The organism is Streptomyces sp. GQ60, from assembly GCF_059758875.1.
The window spans coordinates 85,094-102,708 of the sequence record NZ_JCAXEG010000020.1 but is presented as its reverse complement, the minus strand read 5'-3'; the positions used below and the strand labels follow the sequence as shown (position 1 = coordinate 102,708).

The window sequence follows — 17,615 nt, the reverse complement described above, 5'->3', positions numbered from 1 at the left end:
CGCACGGCGGGTTCGGCGAGAGGTCCGGAGAAACGGACCGGGAGCAATCCCGGCACCGCGCTCCGGGCCTACTCGGCGATCTTGTGGTTCTGCCACCGGATGTCAGCGGTTCCCGGCCGCCCGTAGCAGTCGATTCCTGTGCATGATCAGGATCTTCACCCGAGTTCTCGGTTCCGCAGCCATCGCCGGCATCACCGCCTTCACCGCGGCCACCCCTGCGCTGGCCGACGACCCTGGCAGACGGCAACAACATCGCCGACCAGTCCAGTGTCGCCCTCATCGGCACCGCAAAAGGGTGGCCGAAGACACGCTCGTGACCGCCTGAGCCACTCCACCTGGTTTGAGGGATACAGCCCCGTGGCGCCAGGGCGGGCCGTGACGCTCCCGCCCTCATCCGTGGTCTGCTACCGACACCTCCCGTGGCAGAACGGCTGCGTTCGCGCGGCAGACGACACTCCGCGGATCAGAGGGCATGGAGGACCGGGCTGTGGAGGAGGTCGAAGTTCGTTCGGCCGAACATCTGGCGTTTCAGCAGCTTGATTTTGTTGACGGTTCCTTCCACGGCGCCGAATCTGTGGGGCAGGGTGATCCCGGCGGAGACCGCTGCGTGATCGTGGCGGAGGCCGGGGGCGAAGGAGCACGGGTGGGGTAGCTGCTTGATCGTGGCCGCGGCAATCCACTCGTCGAGGCGGTGTCCTTCGCGGTTGGTCATCATGTGCGCGAATGGCCCTGCTGGCCAGGGCCAGAGCACTATCACCGCTGATAGCGGCCTGGCCCTACCGCAGGGCCGGACCTGGGAGACTAGGGATCATGACCAACCGTCGACCGCTCTCGCTGCCCACCTTCTCCGACCCCGCTTCCGAGGCTCCCGTAACCGCCCAGGCGGGTGGGCGCCGGCTGCTGCCGGTCGAGCAGGGCGCCGACTTCCGCCAGCCGCCCGGCGAGCCCGAGCCCGCACCTACCCCGGCCCGACGTCCGCTCGCCCCCGGCGGCCTCACCTTCTCAGACCCGGACCGCATATCTGAGCGCTACCACCACGGGTTGCACCACGTGCAGGACCAGCTCACCACCTAGCCCCACCGCCCGGTGTGCCAGCGCCTCCACCTGGACAGTCGTCGTAGCCGGCCCGGCTCCCGCCTCGGATATTGTGTTCCTCTACGGGGTGCCATAACGGATGTGACGCCCCCCACCGGAGGTAGTCAGCGTATGAGTTCAAAGCGCAGCAAGAATCTAGCCCTGCCCGTACTTGACGACGCATTCCGACTCGCGTCGGTCAAGGACGCCGAAGAGTCCACCCGTGACTTGGCCGCGCGGCTGGCCACCACGGAGCTGCGCCGCGCTTCCCACCCGGGCCGGGTCACCTGGGACCCCACCGACCAGGCCGAGCCCGTACCGGTCCCGCCGACGGTGGTCGACGGTGACGGGGACCTGTGGCTGAGGGACCGGGGCACTGGCAACTGGACCATGCCCGAGTTCAACCCGAAGGAGTTCCCGGCCCGCTGTGGCGAGGTTCTGACGTGGAACGAGCTTGCCCGCGAGTTCGGCCCGCTGACCGCACTGGCCGACGACCGCCGCATCGGCGGCGGCCGGCGCTGACCGCGCAGCCTTCTGGGGGTAGCTGGGAGCTCCAGCTCACCGCCGAGCTCGACGTTGGCGGCGAGCAGGTGAGCGTGGTGGTGGCGTGCGACGGCCTCGAGCAGCGTGGTGCGGGCCTGGCCCCACCCGATGTCCTCGGTGCGGCTGGCGTCTGTGGACCAGCCGGGTAGCGGTCGCCCTTCAGTTGCCGTGGTGAGCGCGCGGCCCAGGTCGCCGATCGACTGCTGCCAGTCGGCCCACTGCCCGAGCAGGCCGCGCACCAGCTAGTCGACGGCGGCCGCCGGGCCGGCGCCGGTGACCGGTCAGACAGGCAATGTGTTCGCAGTCGATCTTGACGACGTGCAGCCGGAGGGTCCAGAGCGTCTTGGGCGTGAGGTCCAGCGGGCCGTCGGAAGTGACCATCACCGGGGGCTTGGACAGGAGCAGCGTGTTCTCCGCCTGGATCAAGAAGACCCCGGCAGCCACCGACCCAGACGCAGGCGCCTTGACCGACATCACCCTTGTCAGCCTTGACGCTGCACTCATCCTGTCCGTCGCTACACGCTCGCCAGCGCCCGGGCTTCGTCGTGGGCCGGAGCCGACCCGGGTGCCAGTGGTGGGGATGCCTACCCCGAGACGGTGACCAACCAGTAGTGCGGGCCGCCACCCTCGCCGGGGGCCGTCCGCACTACTGCGTGCGTCGGGCCGTGCCGGCCCCGCACGGCGGGTGGCCGGGTGACCGCTCCCGATGCCTGCTGTATCTGCTGCGCCGCCGCCCACTGCATCTATTCGAACATGTGCGCGACTACGGGCAGCGGCTGACCTGCCACGGCAGCAACGGCCCGCCTCTGCCCGCTACCCCGGCATGCGGCCACGCAGGGCTCCGGACGCCCCCGGAGAAGCGGAGGTCGCCTGCCGCACGCACCATCAGGTCGACGGGGGGACGGAAGCGGTGTTGTCCTCACCCATCGAGTGAGCCCCCCAGGGCGACGGTGTGGCGGTTGCTGACAGCACGGGTCTTGGCAGGCAGCACCCGTCCGCCATGCCGAGGACGTAGACCTCGCCGACCCCGACTCCGTGGAGTGGCGAGGGGCGACCTCTGACGGCACCCCGCTGCTCCGAGCACCCTCCGTGTGCTGCGTGCGCCCCCGGCGTACGTCCTTCCGTCGACCGTGATCGGTTTCCGTGTCCATGTCACACGGGAAGCTCTCGACACGTCAGGACCATCCCCCACTGGAAAGCCGGGGCACCTCCATGGATAGCGCGTGAGTAGCCCCATGACACCCGCCCACCCCCGTCGGGTCCGCGGCGCTCTTCGCGACTTGCTCACCGGTGTCGGTTGCGGTGTCCGATCCCTTGCGGGTCACCGCCCGCGGGGCCCGCTCACACCCGGGGGAGTAGCGCGATGTCCATCAACTCCGCCACCGGCCTGCCCATAGCGTCTTGGGAGCGCCACTCTTCGCTGCGTTCGGGAGCCGCGCCGCCCCGGCACGTGGCCGTGATCGTGGACGGCAATCGTCGCTGGGCGCGCGAGCATCGCACCGATGCGGCCGCGGCTTACCGGCGTGGTGGGGACCGTGTGCAGCTGAACCTGTTCGGCGACACGTCCCTGCTCGGCCGCACCGAGCGAGACGCGAGTTCCCCTGTTGCTACCACCCTGCTACCTTTCTTGTATGAGCAGCACGAAGAAGCAGACCCAGCTGAGGCTGGAACCCGACGTCCTTGCTGCCGGGAAGGACGCGGCGGCCGCCCGCGGCCTGGACTTCAACCAGTACGTGCAGCGCCTGATCACCGAGGACACCACCGGCGCCCGAGCGGCTGGCATGGCTGCCGCCCAACGGCTCCTCGACACCCACGGCGACTTCCTGCAGGGCCTGGAAGACGACCTCGATGCCCAGTACGCCCCAGCGGTGCGCAACAGCAGGGGCGCGGCTGCGTGAGCATGTCCCTGCACGTCGACCTCACCTGGATTCTGGAAGTCGCCGAACGCGCCGGCCACCGCGACCCGGCCCCCGACGATCTGGGCGTCCCGATCGCCGCCGTAGCCCGCCACCGCGCGGAGCTCCTTGAACAGCCCGTCTACGGAGGCCCCTACGCCCGCGCGGCAGCCCTGGTCCACACGCTCGGCCGCTGCCGCTGGCTGGAACGCTCCAACCTCACGGTCGCCTGCGCGACCGCAGTGATGTACCTGACCGCGAGCGGCATTCCCGTCGACCCCAGCCGGGACCAGCTCACCGCACTCGCCCAGGAGCTCTACGACCCCCGCACCACCACCGCCCGAATCGCCGAACTCCTGCGTACCTGGCGATAGGCGTACGGACTGTGCAGCCTGCGGCCCCCGGGCAGAGCACGGCCGAAGCGCTGGTACGACGAAAGGGCCCGGATCCTTGAGGATCCGGGCCCTTCAACCTTCAGTAGCGGGGACAGGATTTGAACCTGCGACCTCTGGATTATGAGCCCAGCGAGCTACCGAACTGCTCCACCCCGCGTCGGTAAACCTCACCTTACGCCACCGCAGGACCGCCCGTTTACCAGTTTCGCCTGCTCACGGGACCTGGCTGCCCGGCAAGGGTGATGAGGTGGATGTCCATCTGGTCGGATTGTGCGGCGAGGATGCGTCCCACGGTGCGCATGGTGGCGGGGCCTGACGCGATGGTTTTTCCCCGTAGCGGGTCCAGGCGAGGCCTTCGTGTCGGCCACCGGATGTCAGGATGTCGCCGCGCGCCTTCTGGACGACGGCAGCGCCGCCGAACGAGTAGCGGGAGAACTGTTTCTCGATGCGGGTGAAGACCGCGCGGCTGCCCTGTCCGACGTTCGCGCAGAGGAGGCCACTCGATCCGTCGAGGATCCGACGGCCGTCGGCACGGTGCAGCCAAGACCCGTTCGATCCCACGGCTTCGACGTCCGGCAGGGGGCCTGGACGACGTCAGCAGACGGTCGCGCTGCGGCAAGTACTGATCCACGAAGAAGTCCCTTCTTGGGAGTGCTCACTGGGTGGGGGAGTGCGCGGTGTTCGCGTACTCCAACCTCGCCCTACGGCTCCCACGCCTGATCTGCGCCGGGCACCAGTCCACCGGCGACGACTTCCCCGTGCTGGCGCAGGCCTACCTCCTGGCGACGCGGATCCTCATCAAGCTCGACGAGCCGCAACTCGGCTGGATGGCAGCCGACCGCGCCCGGCAGTTCGCCTCGGCCGCCGGGGCACCCGTCGCGGCAGGGGAGGCGGCCCGCCAGCAGGCCGTCCTCGCCCGCAAGGCCGGCCGGCACGACCAGGCCCTCACCCTGCCCCTGAACGCAGCCGGCGACCCAGCCCTGCGCGAACTCGGAAACGACGGGATCGCCCAGCGCGGCCTGCTCGTCCAGTGCGCCGCCTACACCGTCGCCCACCAACGCGACCAGGCCGGAATGCGCGAGCTGACCAGCGAGGCAACCGCCATCGCCAAGACCCTGGGCTCCGTCACCCACCTCCGGGACACCGACGGCGGCTTCAGCTTGGCCACTGTCCAGCTCCACCTGATCTCGGCAGAGAACACCGCCGGAGACCCCTCGGCCGCGACCGCCGCAGCAGACACCCTCGCCCCCCCAAACACTCCCCACCACGGAACGGCGCGCCCTCTACTTCACCGACCGCGCGAAGGCCTTCGCGCAATGGGGCCGACGAGACGAATGCATCCGAGCCCTCCTCCAGGCCGAATGCTGGGCCCCTCAGGAAACCCGCGCCTGCCCAGCCGTGAAATCCCTTGTCTCCGGCCTGCTCCTTTCCGGACGCACCACACCTGAACTCCGAGGCATCGCCGCCCGCACCGAGTCCTGCACAGCTAGTGCTGTGACTGCATCGGTTCACCGGGTCGCGGCCGGCGCTCGACCGGTTGCTGCTCGGTGTCGCTCATCACGGGCGGGGCCCTCCCAGTGCGGTCTGCTGATTCTGCCGGCCGCGCTGCTTCCGGGCTGGCCTCGGGCTCGGTGGTGGCGGGGTTCCGCCCACTGCGGCATGCGCACGGGACACTTCCGCAACCGCCGTACTCGATTGGACCGTCTTCGACAGCGTCATCGACTGGCGCTGGTCGTCGTCGGTTGTTTCCGAGGCAGGGGGTGGGGGCACTGAGCAGGTTCATACGCGCCTTACGGGTTCCGAGCGTGCGCAGAAGACTGCTGATCGCGCTGTGCGCCGTCGTGGTGTTCCGGCTGGGTCAGAACCTGGCCCTGCCGGGTGTCGACATCACCTCGCACCCCCCTCAGGTCAGTGGCCTGGTCGACCTGCTCACCGGTTCGGACCTGCGCCGGCCCGCGGTCTTCTCGCTCGGTGTGCTCCCTCTCTACGCCGCGAGGTTCACCACCTCACTCCTCGTCGGGGTGGTGCCCCGCATGAAGGCGCTCAGGGGGCACGAACCCCTCGGCGTGGACCGGCTCATGCGGTTCACCCGGGCCCTCGCCCTCTGTCTCGGGGCTGTTCTGGGCACGGCCCATCTCTTCTGGGCGGACGCCTTCCACGACCGCGGCCCGCTCGCGATCGTCACCCTGGTGGCCGGTACGACGGCCGGCACCGCCGTCACCATCCGGCTGGTCGAACTGATCACCACCCACGGCACCGGGAACGGGCTCAACCTCCTCCTCTTCACCCAGGTCGCCGCCGTGTTCCCCGGCCAGCTGCTGGGCGCCGGCACCCCCGCGCTCGTCGTCGTCCCGGCGATCGGGGTGGTCATCGTGGTCGCGGTCATCACGGCCCGGCAGGCCGAGCGGCGCATCGGTGCAGCGCGACAAGAGGCTGATGGGACGCTGGCCGCACGGCACCGCCCATGTCTACATCCCGATCAAGGTCGACCAGGCCGGTTACAACCCCATGGTCTGGGCCTCCCTGCTCCTCTACGCACCCGCCTGGCTGTGGCACCTGACCAGCCCCTGGTACCTCGCGGCGTCCTTCGCGCTCGTAGTCCTCGGCATGTACATCCGCGCGCGGGGGGTTCTCGACCCGGAAGAGGTAGCCGATCGCATCAAGCGGCAGGGGGGCTTCATCCCGGGCGTCCCCCGGGGCAAAGTGACCGCCGACTATCTCGGCCACGTCCGCTCCAGGCTGGCCTGGTGCAATGCCCTCTACGCCGGGCTCGTCGTGCTGGCTCCAATGGTGACCCTGGCCCTCCTGGACATCGGCCCCCGGTCCGCCCTCACGGCCCCGGGCATCCTCGTCGCCATCGGCATCAGCATGATCGTCGCCCGGCACGTCGTCAAAGAGGCCGAAACCACCCTCGCCATGCGGGAGTACGCGCCCTACCTCCGCTAGCGCTGTGACCGCATTGGTTCGCCGGGTTGGTCAGGCTGCGGAGGCAGGGCCTTGGTCTGGACGGTGTGGTTCGGGTGATTCGAATTGGCAATGGTGAACTCCCTCAGCGGTCCGAAGTGAGCTTCGATCGGGTTGGCCCAGGAGGCGTAGGTCGCCGCGGGGCCCGGGCGGGCCGGATCTGGGCGGCAGCTCCGCGGTGATCTCCATGGCCCACCTCAGCCAGCCATCGAGGACCTCGTCGTCCAAGGTCTCCTCCAACAGCACCACCCAGCCCGTCTGCTCCTGCCCACTGAACACCAACTGCCTCGTGCCGGGGCGGGCCAGAGCCTCGTCCATCCCGTCCGGGCCGACGCGGACCATCAGGCCCCCCTCGTACAGGTTGGCCAGCATTGCCCCTGCAGGAGGAAGGTGATCCCGCCGAACATCTTCTTTCATCTTCTTCGCGGTCACCCCGTCCGCCGCCAGCCGCTCCCTGGTCCGCTCCGCCAGCACCTCGTCAAAAGCCACACAGTTGGTCCGCCTCACTGGCGTGCCAGGGCGGTCGCCACAGAGGCGTTGAACCGGACTACGGGGCGACACGAGGCGCCCGAGCCAACGGCTGGCTCGGCGAGGTCGACGGACTCCAGGTCAGCTTCGACGCAGCGATGGCCGAGCTCAGCCAGCGGCCCGCCCATAAGCATGGGGCCGTTTCCGCCGCTTGCGTGGTCGCCGTCGGCCTCACCGTCCCCGTTCGCTGTGGTGGGACTGGGCAGCGATGCGAGCGTCCAGTCGGAGCAGACGCCACTGCAGGAAGAAGGCGGTGGGGAAGCTGAGGAACAGCGCCACGAAGGGCAGCCCAATCACGACGAAGTTCACGAGGTTGGAAGGTCCCGTCAGGTCTTCAATGGCACCTTCCACCCAGTGGGCAAAGAACACGAAGGCGAAGGTGGCCACGAAGATGCAGCAGCACCGGTTCCGCCACCGCTCGAGGGCGTGTCTGCGCCGTAGGGTCGCGGTGTCGCCGCCGGTCGCCGTCATCGTGAGCGTAAGGTGCGGTCGCCAGACCGCTTCCAGGCGGCGGTCTAGGAAGAAGTGGCAAGACCCCAGTACGGCGGCGAGCCCTACCGAGACGAGGAAGAAGATCAGGAGCGGCGGACTCACCTCCCAGTCTTCTCCTACGCGGAACTCCTGGTAGCCCTTCACGAAATTGATCAAGGCGATGGCCCCGTAGACCGGTACTTCGAGCTGGCTCAGCCGGTGCTTCGCGTGCCACAGTCCGGACGCACGGGCAGCCAGGGCGGGATCGTCAGGCAGGGGAGCGGCGTCGTCCTCGCCGGGTGGCGGCCCGAGACCGGGTACTACCACCGGACCCCCCGTCCCGCCGGCGCCCCACCCGGTCCGGACTAGGGAGAGCGTGATGCGACGCACCATGCGTTGGGGTACCCGGGTTCGGCGGATCACGAACAGCGTGAGCGCCCAGACGAGCCCGCCTGCCAGCGTCAGCAGGTAGGCGCCGTTCCCCTGTGAATCCCACGCCCAACGGCTGACCAGATACTCCGGCCCGAACCAGGCCAGGAGCAGCCCCCAGAAGCAAACCACGGGGAGCAGGACCGCGCACACGAGAGTGATCGCAGTACGGCGCACAGCAGTACTCGACGGTCGCCCGACGGGCGTTGCCACGGGTCCGCCACCACTAGACGGGGACACCGGAACAGCCATTGGATCGGTCACCTCTGAGCCGCCCCGCTGGTTGAGCCTCCCCTCCAGGATTCCGCAATTCGTCTCACAGCGCCTGCTCGAACGACTCCGGCGGTGCCGATCCCGATGAGTAGGTGGGACTTGCCGATGCGGCTTGACTCTCCTGTCCTGCTCACTGATCTGGTCGGCGAAGGGGAAGGCCGTCCTCAGGGGTGACTGAACACAACAACCAAGATCATCTCGCTAGTCCGGAAAAGGCCAGTGCAGTGGCGGAGGCAGTCGCCCGCCGCGTCTACGACGCCTGGGGCGACGAGCGGGGCGTAGAGGTCGAGCATCACCACATCGACCATCCGGTCCTACCCGCGTTCCGGACGGAGCGCTGAGGCCGCGAGGTGATCCAGCCTCTGTGGGTTGTGGCCCATCTTTCCCGTCTTGGGACGGGGGCGGCGCCGGTCGGCACGGCGCTGGGCAGCATGGGGCCGGAAGTGCCCGCTGCCGGTGACCTCGATCGTGCGGTTGCGTCGGATCTCGCGGCTGATGGTCGAGGGGCTGCGTGCCAGCTCGCCGGCGATGGTCCGGACGCCGGCGTTCTCCCGGAGGCGGTCGGCGACGTGGATGCGCTCGGTCTCGCTCAGATATCGCGATGAGGTCGGCGGTTCAGACGCAGGAAGCGGTGCCGCCGAGATGATCGGTGGCGCCGCCCTGCTGTTGCCATAGGCGCTGCGGCCGTTGCGACACCGCTTGTCTGTGCGCTTGTTGATGCCCACGAGGCGGGCCGCTTCGATATGGCCGATTCCTTGATCCACAAGCCGGAAGTATTGCTCCCGCTTTCGATCAACCTCCTAGGCCCCTGCGGCTTCCTGCTGTCCCGGATCTCGAAGTCCATCGCATCCCCTGAGCTGGGGTGTTGCGACGACCACTAGAACTGAAGATCCCCCGGGGGCCTCCCTCGTGCCCGGACAGCCAACCTTCCGCCCCTGCCCCGGCCGCTCCCGAGCCCACCCCGGCGCCGCCGATCAATCCCAAGCCGGAGCCCGAGCCCGATCCGGACGACGACAGCAGCAGTGCCACCGGCGGGGGCGGTGTCGGTGTCGGCTTCGGCCAGTTCTGCTCACCCGTCGGCGCCCGCGCCACCACCAAGGACGGTCGGGTCGCGAAGTGCTTCGTGGGCAAGGATGGCAAGGCCCGATGGGGCGGCGCCTGACCTAGCGCGGAAAGACCAGCAGGGCCCGTACTCAAAGAGGCGTGGCCCTGCTCCATGAACGGCTCGACCGAAGGATTTCCGTGGACCATCTTGATGTCGCCGTCTCCGCCATGGTCGACCGGCACACCGGACCTGGTGAGGACGAACTCGCCGCATACGTACTCCAGGCGACCGACACCCCGTACGTCATCGCCAAGCCCACCACCAGCTCCAGCCCCGAGGGCTTCCGCCTTTACTCCGCGGCGGCCCCCAACGCCCGCTCCGCCGTGCACGTGATCGTCCCCCGGCGCCTCGCCGACATCCACGTGCCCTGGTCCACCGCCCGCCACTACCTGCCTGACGGACACCGGCTGTCCCAGGACGAGCAGAACAAGAAATTCGTGCGGATCGACCTGACCGAGCCGGGCATCGTCCCCCTCGCCGTCCACCTCACACGGATCGCGCTGGCTCACGCCGAACTCCGGTATGCCAGCCCTCGCTCCTGAGTTTGGAGCCGTGGTGCCGTCGGTGTGAGTCCGGTTCCGGTGAGGCATCCGTCGATGATGTCGCTGCGGTATCGGATCTGGCGGAGGCCGTGTCGGAGTCGGCGCACGGGGTGGCTCGGGTCGGTGAAGGCCGTGTCGGCCAGGCTGGTCCGGCGGAGGAGAGGCCGATGGTGCGCGCGGCGAGCCGCAGCGAGCCCGGCCCGGTACCCGGACAGCCCCACCACACCGCCTCCAGCCGCAGACCATCGCCGACGACCTCACGCCAAGGGCACGAGGAGTTCCTCGGCCATATCCGGGCGCCCGGCCGACAGCGCGCGCGCCGGCTCCGACGACGGCCCCAACACCACCAACGCCGCTGCGTGGTTCGGGCCCGGTTCCGGCGGCGGATGTGGGTGAGGCCTGCGCCCTCCAGGACCGACTCGAAACGGGTTTGCCATGACGCCTCCTGGCGCAGCCGCGTGCGATCCGCCTCGCCAACCGCCTCGCCAACCGCATCGGCTTCCTCCAGCGGCTGCGCGGAGCGGTCCAGCCGCTCCAGCTGTCCTTTCACGGCCTCCGTAGTTGATCAAGCGGTTGTTGATCTTCGGAGCGCTGCCGTCAGGGGGCAGGCCCTTCCTGCATGCCCGGCTCAGCCCGTTCCCAGTGCGATGCACCACCTGGAGCGGTGGGTGATTACCCTGGCCGGACAGCAGCGACGCCGGGCCACTGCGGACGGCAGGGTGCGGAACCTCGTCTACGGAGCAGAGAAGAAGGGGGCGGGAGATGGATTCGGCAGAACGCCACGCCTCCGACGACCCAACGACCGGGACGCAAGGCTGGGACCCGGTGGTGGCGCTGCCGGAGGGTGAGCCCGAGCGGAGTTTCTACGGGCAGTGGGAGTACCGTTCGCGGCTGAACGTGCCCGGGCCGTTCTACACGGCCGGCGCGGACAACGGCTTGGCCGGGCGCGGGTACGCTCCACGGAACCTGCTCTACGGCGACCGGCTGGACGGCTACGGCGAATTCGTGTACCGGCAGCCGAAGTCCGCCGATGAGGTACGTGCTCTCGCGCGGGCCGCGGCGGAGGATCTGCCGTCAGCGTATGCGTGTGACGGAGACCTGCACTGGACACCCGCTGCGGTGCGGGAGTGGTGGCAGGGCAGGGGAGAGGTCGAGAGTTACATTGCGGCGATGCTCGCGGAGTGGAAGGTGAGCGGGGAGGAGGAGTACCGCGAGGCGGTCGATGGCCTGCGGGACCACGAGGCCTACCTTTCCGGCGGGTTGGCGGACGACCTGCGGGCGTACATCTTCCGCTTGGAGCACGGCCGTTACCCGGGGGCCGGGGACGTGCTGCCGCAGCTGTGAGAACGCGGAAACGGGGGTGGCCGGATGCCTGACGGCATCCGGCCACGTTTATTTCTTGTTGCTGTCGGGTCATACTCCGGCCAGGCGTAGGGGACCTTCCTCAGAAGCTTGACCCGCACCGTGGCCGTCTTGTTGTTGGGATGTGCGCTGTTCCCGCCGTACGGCGGGAACAGCGCCCCTACCTGTGTGCTCAGACCGTCTGGTAGTAACCGGTCAGGTCGACGATCAGGTCGATGCCCGACCAGCCCTGGTTCCAGAAGTCGACGATGCCGCCCTTGCCCCCGGGCGTCTGCACCAGGTTCGGGACGGTGCCGCCGGCCGTCCAGTTCAGGGCCGAGGACACGGGCCGCTTCGGCGCGACGGCCGTGCCGTTCTCGTAGTCGGACCAGAAGTTCGGGTCCGGGGCCACCGACAGGAAGCCGTCGCCGGTCGTGTTCGTGACCGTGGTGTTCACGGCCCAGGCATCGACCTCGGGGGTGTGCGTGTCGCCTTCGAACCGCATCACCTCGGGTGTGCGGGCCGGCACCTGCCCGGCCGGGCGCAGGCCCCAGCTGTAGTTCACGCGCGTGTCCAGGGTCCGCAAGGGAACCCAGGCGGACACGAAGGCGGAGCGGCTCGCCGGGGTGTAGTACCCGACGACGTCCAGGACCACGTCGGCCGGGTTCCAGCCGCCGTTGCGGATGTTGATCTTCCCGTCTGCGCCGATCGGCACGATGACCGCGTTGGCGACGGTCTGGCCGGCGGTGAAGTTCAGGTTGGAGGTGGCCGGGGCCGCCTTCCCGGCGGGGTAGGCGGTCAGGTGTCCGGCCGAGCGCGGGTTGGTGACGGTCAGGTTGAGCGCGACCGCGGTGGCGCCCTGGGGCACGCCCGCGCGCCCGGCGATCTGCACGCCGAAGGAGCCGTACCCGGCGACCTGGCCCTTCGCGGCGCCCAGGCCCTCGCGGGTGTCCACGACACGGGTCGGAGTCACCGGGCCGTAGCCGGCCGCCTTCGACGGAGTGAAGTAGCCGGTGACGTCGGCCAGCAGGTCGACCGATGCCCAGCCCGCGTTGAACAGGTGCACGTACCCGTCATCGCCCACCGGTGCGATCACCAGGTTCGGAACGGACTGGCCCGCCACGTAGTTCAGGCTGGAGGTCTCGGCCCCCTCCGCCAGTTCCTTGTCCCGGGCGACCGAGATGTGGCCGGCCGCCGCGGTGTTGGTGACGGTGACGTTCAGGACCACCGAGGTGACCCCTGCGGGCACCTTCGCGGTGCCCGCCACCTTGAGAGCCACCGACGTGCGCGCGCCGACCTTGGCCCGCCCGGCGCCGATGCCCTCACGGGTGTCCAGCAGCCGGGTGGGCTCGTGCGCGGTGAACTCGGTCCCGGAGGTGACGAAGGTGAGCCCGTTGACCCCCTCGGCGCCGGTCGTGGGGTCCATCACCGTGACCTTGACGTCGTACGAACCGATGGCCGCGTACTTGTGCTTGGTGTAGCGCAGATCGGTGCCGAAGGGCATGACGCTGGTGCTGAAGGTGTCCGTGGTTCCGTCGCCCCATGCGATCGTGACGTCGACCAGGGCGTACTCCCGAGCGGACACGATGGTCCGCAGGTCGATCGTGTGCGCGCCCTCACCCGTCGCGTACAGGTCGGCCGAGAGGCGTTGGTCCCCTGCGGTGGGCGACCCCTGCGCCCGCGCGGTCCCCCCGGCCTTGGCACCGGACGGCGCCGTGGACACCGTACGGTCGGCCGGGCTGCTGAACGTCCTGCCCTTGAGCTCCTGCTCCGCGTCCGGGGCGGCCCCGGCCGAGGGCGCTCCCTGCGCCGCAGGAACGGCAGGGCCGGCCGCCTGCGCGATGCCCGGCATGAGTCCGATACCAGCCGCCACAAAGGCAGCGGAAACTACGAGTCGGTGATGACGCACCGGCCCCCCATTTTCTCTCACGGATTCGAATACGTGGGCGCTGAGCACACGGAAGCGCGAAGGCTCCGCCCGGTCTGACGATCGGGCGGGACCTTTGGTTGTACGGATACGGCTGCCGCTACTTGGGCTCGTAGGTACCCGAAGTAGTCGACGATGAGGTCGACATCGCCGAAGCGCTGGTTCCAGAAGTCCACGACGCCGTGCGTGCGATGTGTGCCGGGTTGGTGTCAGCGGGGTGCCGGCAGTGACGGGCTGTTCGGGGTGGCTGCCACTGTCATGGAGCGCCACACGTGGAGCGGCACACGTGCAGGTCGCCCACTGACAGGAACGCGGGAGATCGCAGTCGGGGCTGCTTGTCCACTCGTTCGAGTTGCAGTGCTGCACATCTTGTCCGGCTCCTCCTGTTCGGCGCTTACGACCTTCGGAGCGATTGACGTACGAGCATGCTCGCCTGGCGGTTCGGCTGGTGGGTGATCAGCAGGCGGTCGGGCGGGCGAGCATGAGCTCGGTGCTCGGCTTTCGACAGGTGGCCCGTCGTGCGGAGCGGTCGGAGACCAGGCCGGCGATGGCTAGGTGGGTCTCGGCGTAGATCTCCCGGCGCCCGGTGAACCGCTGCAGCGGTCGCCACTGCTTGAACTCGGCGTTCGTGTGTTCCACACAGATCCGCCTGGAGGACCGGCGGCGCCGCTGCTCGCGCCAGGCGTGGTGTTCGCTCAGCGGCGCGTCGTCCTTGGGCTTCTTCGGAGGGGCGCTGACCTGGGCAGGGAACTCGTTGGCCAGGCCCCGGTACCCTCGTCGACCTCGGTCCGGACCCTCGGGTGTCGGTGGAACTGTTCGGCGATGCCTTCGGTGCGGACGGTCGTCTGGTCGTGCATGCGTCCGGGGCGGATCACACTGCTGAACAGGGTGCGGCCCTGGGCGTCGCTGAAGGTGGTGGTCTTGATGGTGTTCTGCCGCTTCTTGCCCGACACGAACGCTTTGTGGCCGGGGCGGCCCGAGCGTGGGCGGCGGACCTGGACTTCGGTGCCGTCGATCCGCAGCCGGACGCTCTCGGCGTCGGCGAACAGGTCCTCCAGGGTGCGCACTCGCAGGCCGGGGCGGTCGGGTACGGCGAAGCCGCGGGCGGCCAAGAGCGTGCGGGCCTCGCGGATCGCCCCGGACACCGTCGAGCGGTCCACGCTGTAGAGCTCGGCCAGGGCGGCATGCGGTAGTCCCAGTCGAAGGTGGACGAGTGTGACCAGCAGCCGGTCAGTGAACGCGAGCCGCTGCTTGGGGCCGGCTCCGGGCGCCCTCTTGCGGTCCCCGCCGCGCCGCTCGCGTAGGGACGACTCCCGGGCGGCTTGCCACTTGGGTGCGAGTTCTTCGAGCAACTCGCCGAAGTGTGCACGAGAGACCCCTGACAGGGCAGGGTGGGAACAGGCCGCACGGGCCCAGGCAAGCCTCACAACTCGCCCAACCCGTGCGGCCCTTGCTGCGTTACGGTTCAATCCCCGTCAACGTCAGCTAAGGCCAGGAACCGATGAGTGACCCGAAGCCAGTCGGCATGACCTTGCTGGTGCTGTACTCGCCGCAGCTTGAGCAATGCTGGCGCTTTTACCAGGGCCTTGGCCTGGACTTCACTGCGGAGCGGCACGGCCAGGGCCCCGAGCACTACGCCGCGGTCCTTCCAAACGGCATGGTGTTCGAGCTCTACCCAGCCCGCCCTGGACGTCAGACGGACGCACTGCGTCTCGGCCTGTCCGTCGACGGCAGCACGGCTACTCCGCCACTCACGCCAGGACGCCACATCCTCACCGACCCCGACGGCCGCACGGTCGAAGTCCACTCAACCTGAGCTCTGTCAATCGCTCCCCAGGTCGTAAGGGCCGCACGAGTACAGCAGGCCCGAGCACAAGGGCGTCTTCGAGGTACCGTCCGAACGTCTCCACCAGGCGCTCCAACGGACCCGGGCCGGCTGGGAGGCCGCACTCCGAGGCCCTGCGCTCGGGTAGCTACAGCGAAGTGATAAGTAGCTCTCTGTAGCCGATGTGACGGCGTGTTATTCCGGGCTCGGGTGACCGCAGGCCGAGTCTGTGTAGCGACCGCGCTGAACTCTCTGGCGGGATGCCCGTCTCACAGTCGGCGGGGGCCGACACCGTCGCCGGCGAGCGTGTCTCCGGGGTTCAGCAGAGCGCATGCCTTCATTGAGAGACATCCGCAGCCGATGCATCCGGTGAGTTCGGCCTCAAGCCGCTCGATGGTCTGTCGGCGCTCTTCCAACCGACGCTTCCAGCTCCGCGAGGCGCGCTGCCACTCCTGGTGACTTGGTGGCCGGTCGAGCGGTACGTCGGCGAACGCCTCTCGAAGGTCCTGCAGCGGGATGCCGATCCGTTTGGCAACCGAGATCAATGCGACACGACGCAGCATGTGGCGAGGGTAGCGACGCTGGTTGCGATCGTCGCGTTCGGATGCGATCAGGCCCAGCTCTTCGTAGAACCGCAGTGCGGAGACGGCCGCTCCGGTTCGTGCGCTCGCCTCGCCGATGCTCAGCCAGTCGTCCGGGGTGGCCCGGACGTCGCCGGAACGGTTGCTCGTCATGAAAAGCCTCCTGTTGACCTCAAGGCTACTTGAGGCCATACGGTCGGCTGCGTCGGAACGGCGGGCAGGAACCACTTGGAGAGGACGGCAGCTCGATGACGTTTGTGATCGCTTTGCCCTGTGTGGATGTCAAGGACAGGGCATGCATGGACGAGTGCCCTCTCGACTGCATCTACGAGGGTGAGCGCATGCTCTACATCCAGCCGGACGAGTGCATCGACTGCGGAGCCTGCGAGCCGGTGTGCCCGGTCGAGGCGATCTTCTTCGAGGACGACACCCCGCAGGATTGGCAGCACTTCAACACCGTGAACGCCGAGTTCTTCTCCGACCTCGGCGCCCCCGGCAGCAGTGCGAAGCTCGGTCCGATCGGACGGGACCATCCGATCGTGGCAGCGCTCCCGTCAAAGGGCGCCGTCCCTTCGCTCCCGATGCTGTAGCGCCGCCGGCCTGGGACGTGCGCGCCGCGCATGGGCAGCTCGGGCGACCCGCGGGGCGCGCCTTCGGTGGGGCCGTGTACCCGCACCCGCTCCCATCCCGACTCCGTGTGAGCGTTCACGTTTTTCGGCTCTGAAGTCCTATAGATCGTCACCTTGACCACCGCCCGGCCTTCGCGTCAGTGGAGTGACGGCCAGGGGCTGGCGTCGATCCGCTGTGTTGTTGCGCCACCTTCGATCTTTCGGCCTCGTGTCAGTGGGGCGGGTGACAGTGGCGGACCTGCCCGTCAAGGGACTCAGGTGCCCGGTCTCGATTTCCAGGATGTGCCGTTCCCAGGCCAGGGCCTTCTCCCTGACCGGCGGGTCGAGCCCGTCCAGTAGGCCGTGCACGGGGACCTGGCGGCGTGTGGAGCGGGGGCGGTCCAGGACGTCGAAGTCCGGGGCTCTGAGGACTTGGGTGAGCAGGAGCACCCGCCCGCCGGCGTCTTCCTCAGCGAGCAGTCGGCAGCGCGGCCCGTCGAGGCCGGCCAGGACGTGGATCCGGTCCTCGAACCGGATCCGGTCGCCGACCTTGACGACGTCCACCGCCCGCTTCACCGTTCCCCTCCCAGGCATCGTCCGGCAGGGGCTGGCGGTCACGAGGGTTTCCTTGTTCAGGGGACGGTTCCAGTCCATGGTCAGCAGGCCGTGCCTCAGCTGGTGGTAGACCGCCGGGAGCGTCGCGATCGGGTTCCCGAGCCGGAGCGCGCCCTTGCCCAGCGCGGTGGGCTCGGGGAATGCCTGCCGCAGCCGGGCGGCGGAGATCCCGACCGAGCACCGGAGATGCCGGTAGCCCGACAGCCACCGTGCGTTGGCCGTGACCAGGTCTGCGGCCTATCGATTTCAAGGAGGGGGTCGACGCTGAGGAACTGACCGGTGCTGGTGTCGATGTCTCCGCCGACGAATCCCTTCTGCTTGGGCCAGAAGGCCGGGGTTGCGCCGCGCTGGGCGCCGTAGGGGAGGGATTTGCGCCGGTTGAAGGCGAGGGTGTGGCTGTTGATGGCGGACGGCCGGAACTCCTCCGGACCCGGCGTCTGGAGCGGTGACTTCCGCCGGTCGTTCCGGGAGTTGCGGGCCGATCAGTCCTTCGGCCTGC

General features: G+C 68.9%; 18 protein-coding genes, 1 tRNA gene and 3 pseudogenes. 11 read left to right on the top strand and 11 right to left on the bottom strand.

Annotated elements, in window-relative coordinates; all coding sequences use genetic code 11:
* Positions 1 to 463: 463 nt before the first annotated feature.
* Positions 464 to 715 (bottom strand): hypothetical protein, encoded by a 252-nt coding sequence (locus tag AC6CKD_RS32995; RefSeq protein ID WP_498332468.1) that lies wholly within the window; start codon positions 713 to 715, stop codon positions 464 to 466.
* 95 nt (positions 716 to 810) lie between these two features.
* On the opposite strand from AC6CKD_RS32995, the gene AC6CKD_RS32990 reads away from it, so the two are divergent.
* The 4 genes from AC6CKD_RS32990 to AC6CKD_RS32975 all read left to right on the top strand — a co-directional run bounded on the left by AC6CKD_RS32990 (position 811) and on the right by AC6CKD_RS32975 (position 3,886).
* A complete protein-coding gene (locus AC6CKD_RS32990; RefSeq protein ID WP_498332467.1) occupies positions 811 to 1,074 on the top strand; it encodes a hypothetical protein in 264 nt (87 codons plus the stop codon).
* A 132-nt stretch (positions 1,075 to 1,206) separates the two neighbouring features.
* A complete protein-coding gene (locus tag AC6CKD_RS32985; protein WP_498332466.1) occupies positions 1,207 to 1,596 on the top strand; it encodes a hypothetical protein in 390 nt (129 codons plus the stop codon).
* A gap of 1,652 nt (positions 1,597 to 3,248) precedes the next feature.
* Positions 3,249 to 3,515 carry a hypothetical protein gene (locus AC6CKD_RS32980; protein WP_498332465.1) on the top strand — a complete coding sequence of 89 codons (267 nt, stop codon included), beginning with the start codon at positions 3,249 to 3,251 and terminating at the stop codon, positions 3,513 to 3,515.
* 2 nt (positions 3,516 to 3,517) lie between these two features.
* Complete coding sequence (locus AC6CKD_RS32975; RefSeq protein ID WP_498332481.1) at positions 3,518 to 3,886, top strand: fic family toxin-antitoxin system, toxin component; 369 nt, start codon at positions 3,518 to 3,520, stop codon at positions 3,884 to 3,886.
* A gap of 104 nt (positions 3,887 to 3,990) precedes the next feature.
* Here AC6CKD_RS32975 and AC6CKD_RS32970 read toward each other — a convergent pair.
* Positions 3,991 to 4,064, bottom strand: a tRNA-Met gene (locus AC6CKD_RS32970).
* Between the two features lie 520 nt (positions 4,065 to 4,584).
* Here AC6CKD_RS32970 and AC6CKD_RS32965 point away from each other — a divergent pair.
* Together AC6CKD_RS32965 and AC6CKD_RS32960 are read left to right on the top strand one after the other, a co-directional pair.
* Positions 4,585 to 5,355 carry a hypothetical protein gene (locus tag AC6CKD_RS32965; RefSeq protein WP_498332464.1) on the top strand — a complete coding sequence of 257 codons (771 nt, stop codon included), beginning with the start codon at positions 4,585 to 4,587 and terminating at the stop codon, positions 5,353 to 5,355.
* A gap of 99 nt (positions 5,356 to 5,454) precedes the next feature.
* A pseudogene (locus tag AC6CKD_RS32960) lies at positions 5,455 to 6,853 on the top strand (preprotein translocase subunit SecY).
* A 30-nt stretch (positions 6,854 to 6,883) separates the two neighbouring features.
* Here the strand turns inward: AC6CKD_RS32960 and AC6CKD_RS32955 are convergent.
* The 3 genes and pseudogenes from AC6CKD_RS32955 to AC6CKD_RS32945 form a co-directional block, all read right to left on the bottom strand.
* Complete coding sequence (locus AC6CKD_RS32955) at positions 6,884 to 7,360, bottom strand: hypothetical protein (protein WP_498332463.1); 477 nt, start codon at positions 7,358 to 7,360, stop codon at positions 6,884 to 6,886.
* A gap of 210 nt (positions 7,361 to 7,570) precedes the next feature.
* Positions 7,571 to 8,452, bottom strand: coding sequence for a hypothetical protein (locus tag AC6CKD_RS32950; RefSeq protein WP_498332462.1), 882 nt, complete (start codon positions 8,450 to 8,452; stop codon positions 7,571 to 7,573).
* A 467-nt stretch (positions 8,453 to 8,919) separates the two neighbouring features.
* A pseudogene (locus AC6CKD_RS32945) lies at positions 8,920 to 9,416 on the bottom strand (helix-turn-helix domain-containing protein); the annotation flags it as partial.
* 21 nt (positions 9,417 to 9,437) lie between these two features.
* Here AC6CKD_RS32945 and AC6CKD_RS32940 point away from each other — a divergent pair.
* Together AC6CKD_RS32940 and AC6CKD_RS32935 are read left to right on the top strand one after the other, a co-directional pair.
* Positions 9,438 to 9,734, top strand: a complete 297-nt coding sequence (locus AC6CKD_RS32940) for a hypothetical protein (RefSeq protein ID WP_498332461.1) — start codon at positions 9,438 to 9,440, stop codon at positions 9,732 to 9,734.
* Between the two features lie 80 nt (positions 9,735 to 9,814).
* Positions 9,815 to 10,219: a hypothetical protein gene (locus AC6CKD_RS32935; RefSeq protein WP_498332460.1), complete on the top strand. Its 405-nt coding sequence runs from the start codon at positions 9,815 to 9,817 to the stop codon at positions 10,217 to 10,219.
* Between the two features lie 160 nt (positions 10,220 to 10,379).
* Here the strand turns inward: AC6CKD_RS32935 and AC6CKD_RS32930 are convergent.
* A pseudogene (locus AC6CKD_RS32930) lies at positions 10,380 to 10,656 on the bottom strand (hypothetical protein); the annotation flags it as partial.
* A gap of 325 nt (positions 10,657 to 10,981) precedes the next feature.
* Here AC6CKD_RS32930 and AC6CKD_RS32925 point away from each other — a divergent pair.
* The gene (locus AC6CKD_RS32925) at positions 10,982 to 11,563 is read left to right on the top strand and encodes a hypothetical protein (RefSeq protein WP_498332459.1); all 582 of its coding nucleotides are present in this window, start codon (positions 10,982 to 10,984) and stop codon (positions 11,561 to 11,563) included.
* Positions 11,564 to 11,753: 190 nt separating this feature from the next.
* Here the strand turns inward: AC6CKD_RS32925 and AC6CKD_RS32920 are convergent, their stop codons facing one another.
* From AC6CKD_RS32920 to AC6CKD_RS32910, 3 genes are all read right to left on the bottom strand, one after another.
* Entirely contained in the window at positions 11,754 to 13,412 is a 1,659-nt protein-coding gene (locus AC6CKD_RS32920; RefSeq protein WP_498332458.1) for a hypothetical protein, read from the bottom strand.
* 531 nt (positions 13,413 to 13,943) lie between these two features.
* Positions 13,944 to 14,126 (bottom strand): hypothetical protein, encoded by a 183-nt coding sequence (locus tag AC6CKD_RS32915; protein WP_498332457.1) that lies wholly within the window; start codon positions 14,124 to 14,126, stop codon positions 13,944 to 13,946.
* A 56-nt stretch (positions 14,127 to 14,182) separates the two neighbouring features.
* Positions 14,183 to 14,839 carry a transposase gene (locus tag AC6CKD_RS32910; protein WP_498332456.1) on the bottom strand — a complete coding sequence of 219 codons (657 nt, stop codon included), beginning with the start codon at positions 14,837 to 14,839 and terminating at the stop codon, positions 14,183 to 14,185.
* 149 nt (positions 14,840 to 14,988) lie between these two features.
* Between AC6CKD_RS32910 and AC6CKD_RS32905 the strand changes: the two genes are divergently transcribed.
* Positions 14,989 to 15,303: a VOC family protein gene (locus tag AC6CKD_RS32905; protein WP_498332455.1), complete on the top strand. Its 315-nt coding sequence runs from the start codon at positions 14,989 to 14,991 to the stop codon at positions 15,301 to 15,303.
* 278 nt (positions 15,304 to 15,581) lie between these two features.
* Here AC6CKD_RS32905 and soxR read toward each other — a convergent pair whose 3' ends face one another.
* On the bottom strand, positions 15,582 to 16,046 hold the full coding sequence (soxR, locus tag AC6CKD_RS32900; RefSeq protein WP_329390230.1) for a redox-sensitive transcriptional activator SoxR: 465 nt from the start codon (positions 16,044 to 16,046) through the stop codon (positions 15,582 to 15,584).
* Between the two features lie 95 nt (positions 16,047 to 16,141).
* On the opposite strand from soxR, the gene fdxA reads away from it, so the two are divergent.
* A complete protein-coding gene (gene fdxA / locus AC6CKD_RS32895; RefSeq protein ID WP_329390232.1) occupies positions 16,142 to 16,483 on the top strand; it encodes a ferredoxin in 342 nt (113 codons plus the stop codon).
* A gap of 138 nt (positions 16,484 to 16,621) precedes the next feature.
* Here the strand turns inward: fdxA and AC6CKD_RS32890 are convergent, their stop codons facing one another.
* Complete coding sequence (locus AC6CKD_RS32890) at positions 16,622 to 17,119, bottom strand: hypothetical protein (RefSeq protein WP_498332454.1); 498 nt, start codon at positions 17,117 to 17,119, stop codon at positions 16,622 to 16,624.
* Positions 17,120 to 17,615: the final 496 nt, after the last annotated feature.

Bases quoted from the DNA above. Each gene is read 5' to 3' on its own strand.
- AC6CKD_RS32995 (WP_498332468.1), bottom strand. From the start codon at position 715: ATGATGACCAACCGCGAAGGACACCGCCTCGACGAGTGGATTGCCGCG.
- AC6CKD_RS32990 (WP_498332467.1), top strand. From the start codon at position 811: ATGACCAACCGTCGACCGCTCTCGCTGCCCACCTTCTCCGACCCCGCT.
- AC6CKD_RS32985 (WP_498332466.1), top strand. From the start codon at position 1,207: ATGAGTTCAAAGCGCAGCAAGAATCTAGCCCTGCCCGTACTTGACGAC.
- AC6CKD_RS32980 (WP_498332465.1), top strand. From the start codon at position 3,249: ATGAGCAGCACGAAGAAGCAGACCCAGCTGAGGCTGGAACCCGACGTC.
- AC6CKD_RS32975 (WP_498332481.1), top strand. From the start codon at position 3,518: ATGTCCCTGCACGTCGACCTCACCTGGATTCTGGAAGTCGCCGAACGC.
- AC6CKD_RS32925 (WP_498332459.1), top strand. From the start codon at position 10,982: ATGGATTCGGCAGAACGCCACGCCTCCGACGACCCAACGACCGGGACG.
- AC6CKD_RS32920 (WP_498332458.1), bottom strand. From the start codon at position 13,412: ATGCCGGGCATCGCGCAGGCGGCCGGCCCTGCCGTTCCTGCGGCGCAG.
- AC6CKD_RS32905 (WP_498332455.1), top strand. From the start codon at position 14,989: ATGAGTGACCCGAAGCCAGTCGGCATGACCTTGCTGGTGCTGTACTCG.
- soxR (WP_329390230.1), bottom strand. From the start codon at position 16,046: ATGACGAGCAACCGTTCCGGCGACGTCCGGGCCACCCCGGACGACTGG.
- fdxA (WP_329390232.1), top strand. From the start codon at position 16,142: ATGACGTTTGTGATCGCTTTGCCCTGTGTGGATGTCAAGGACAGGGCA.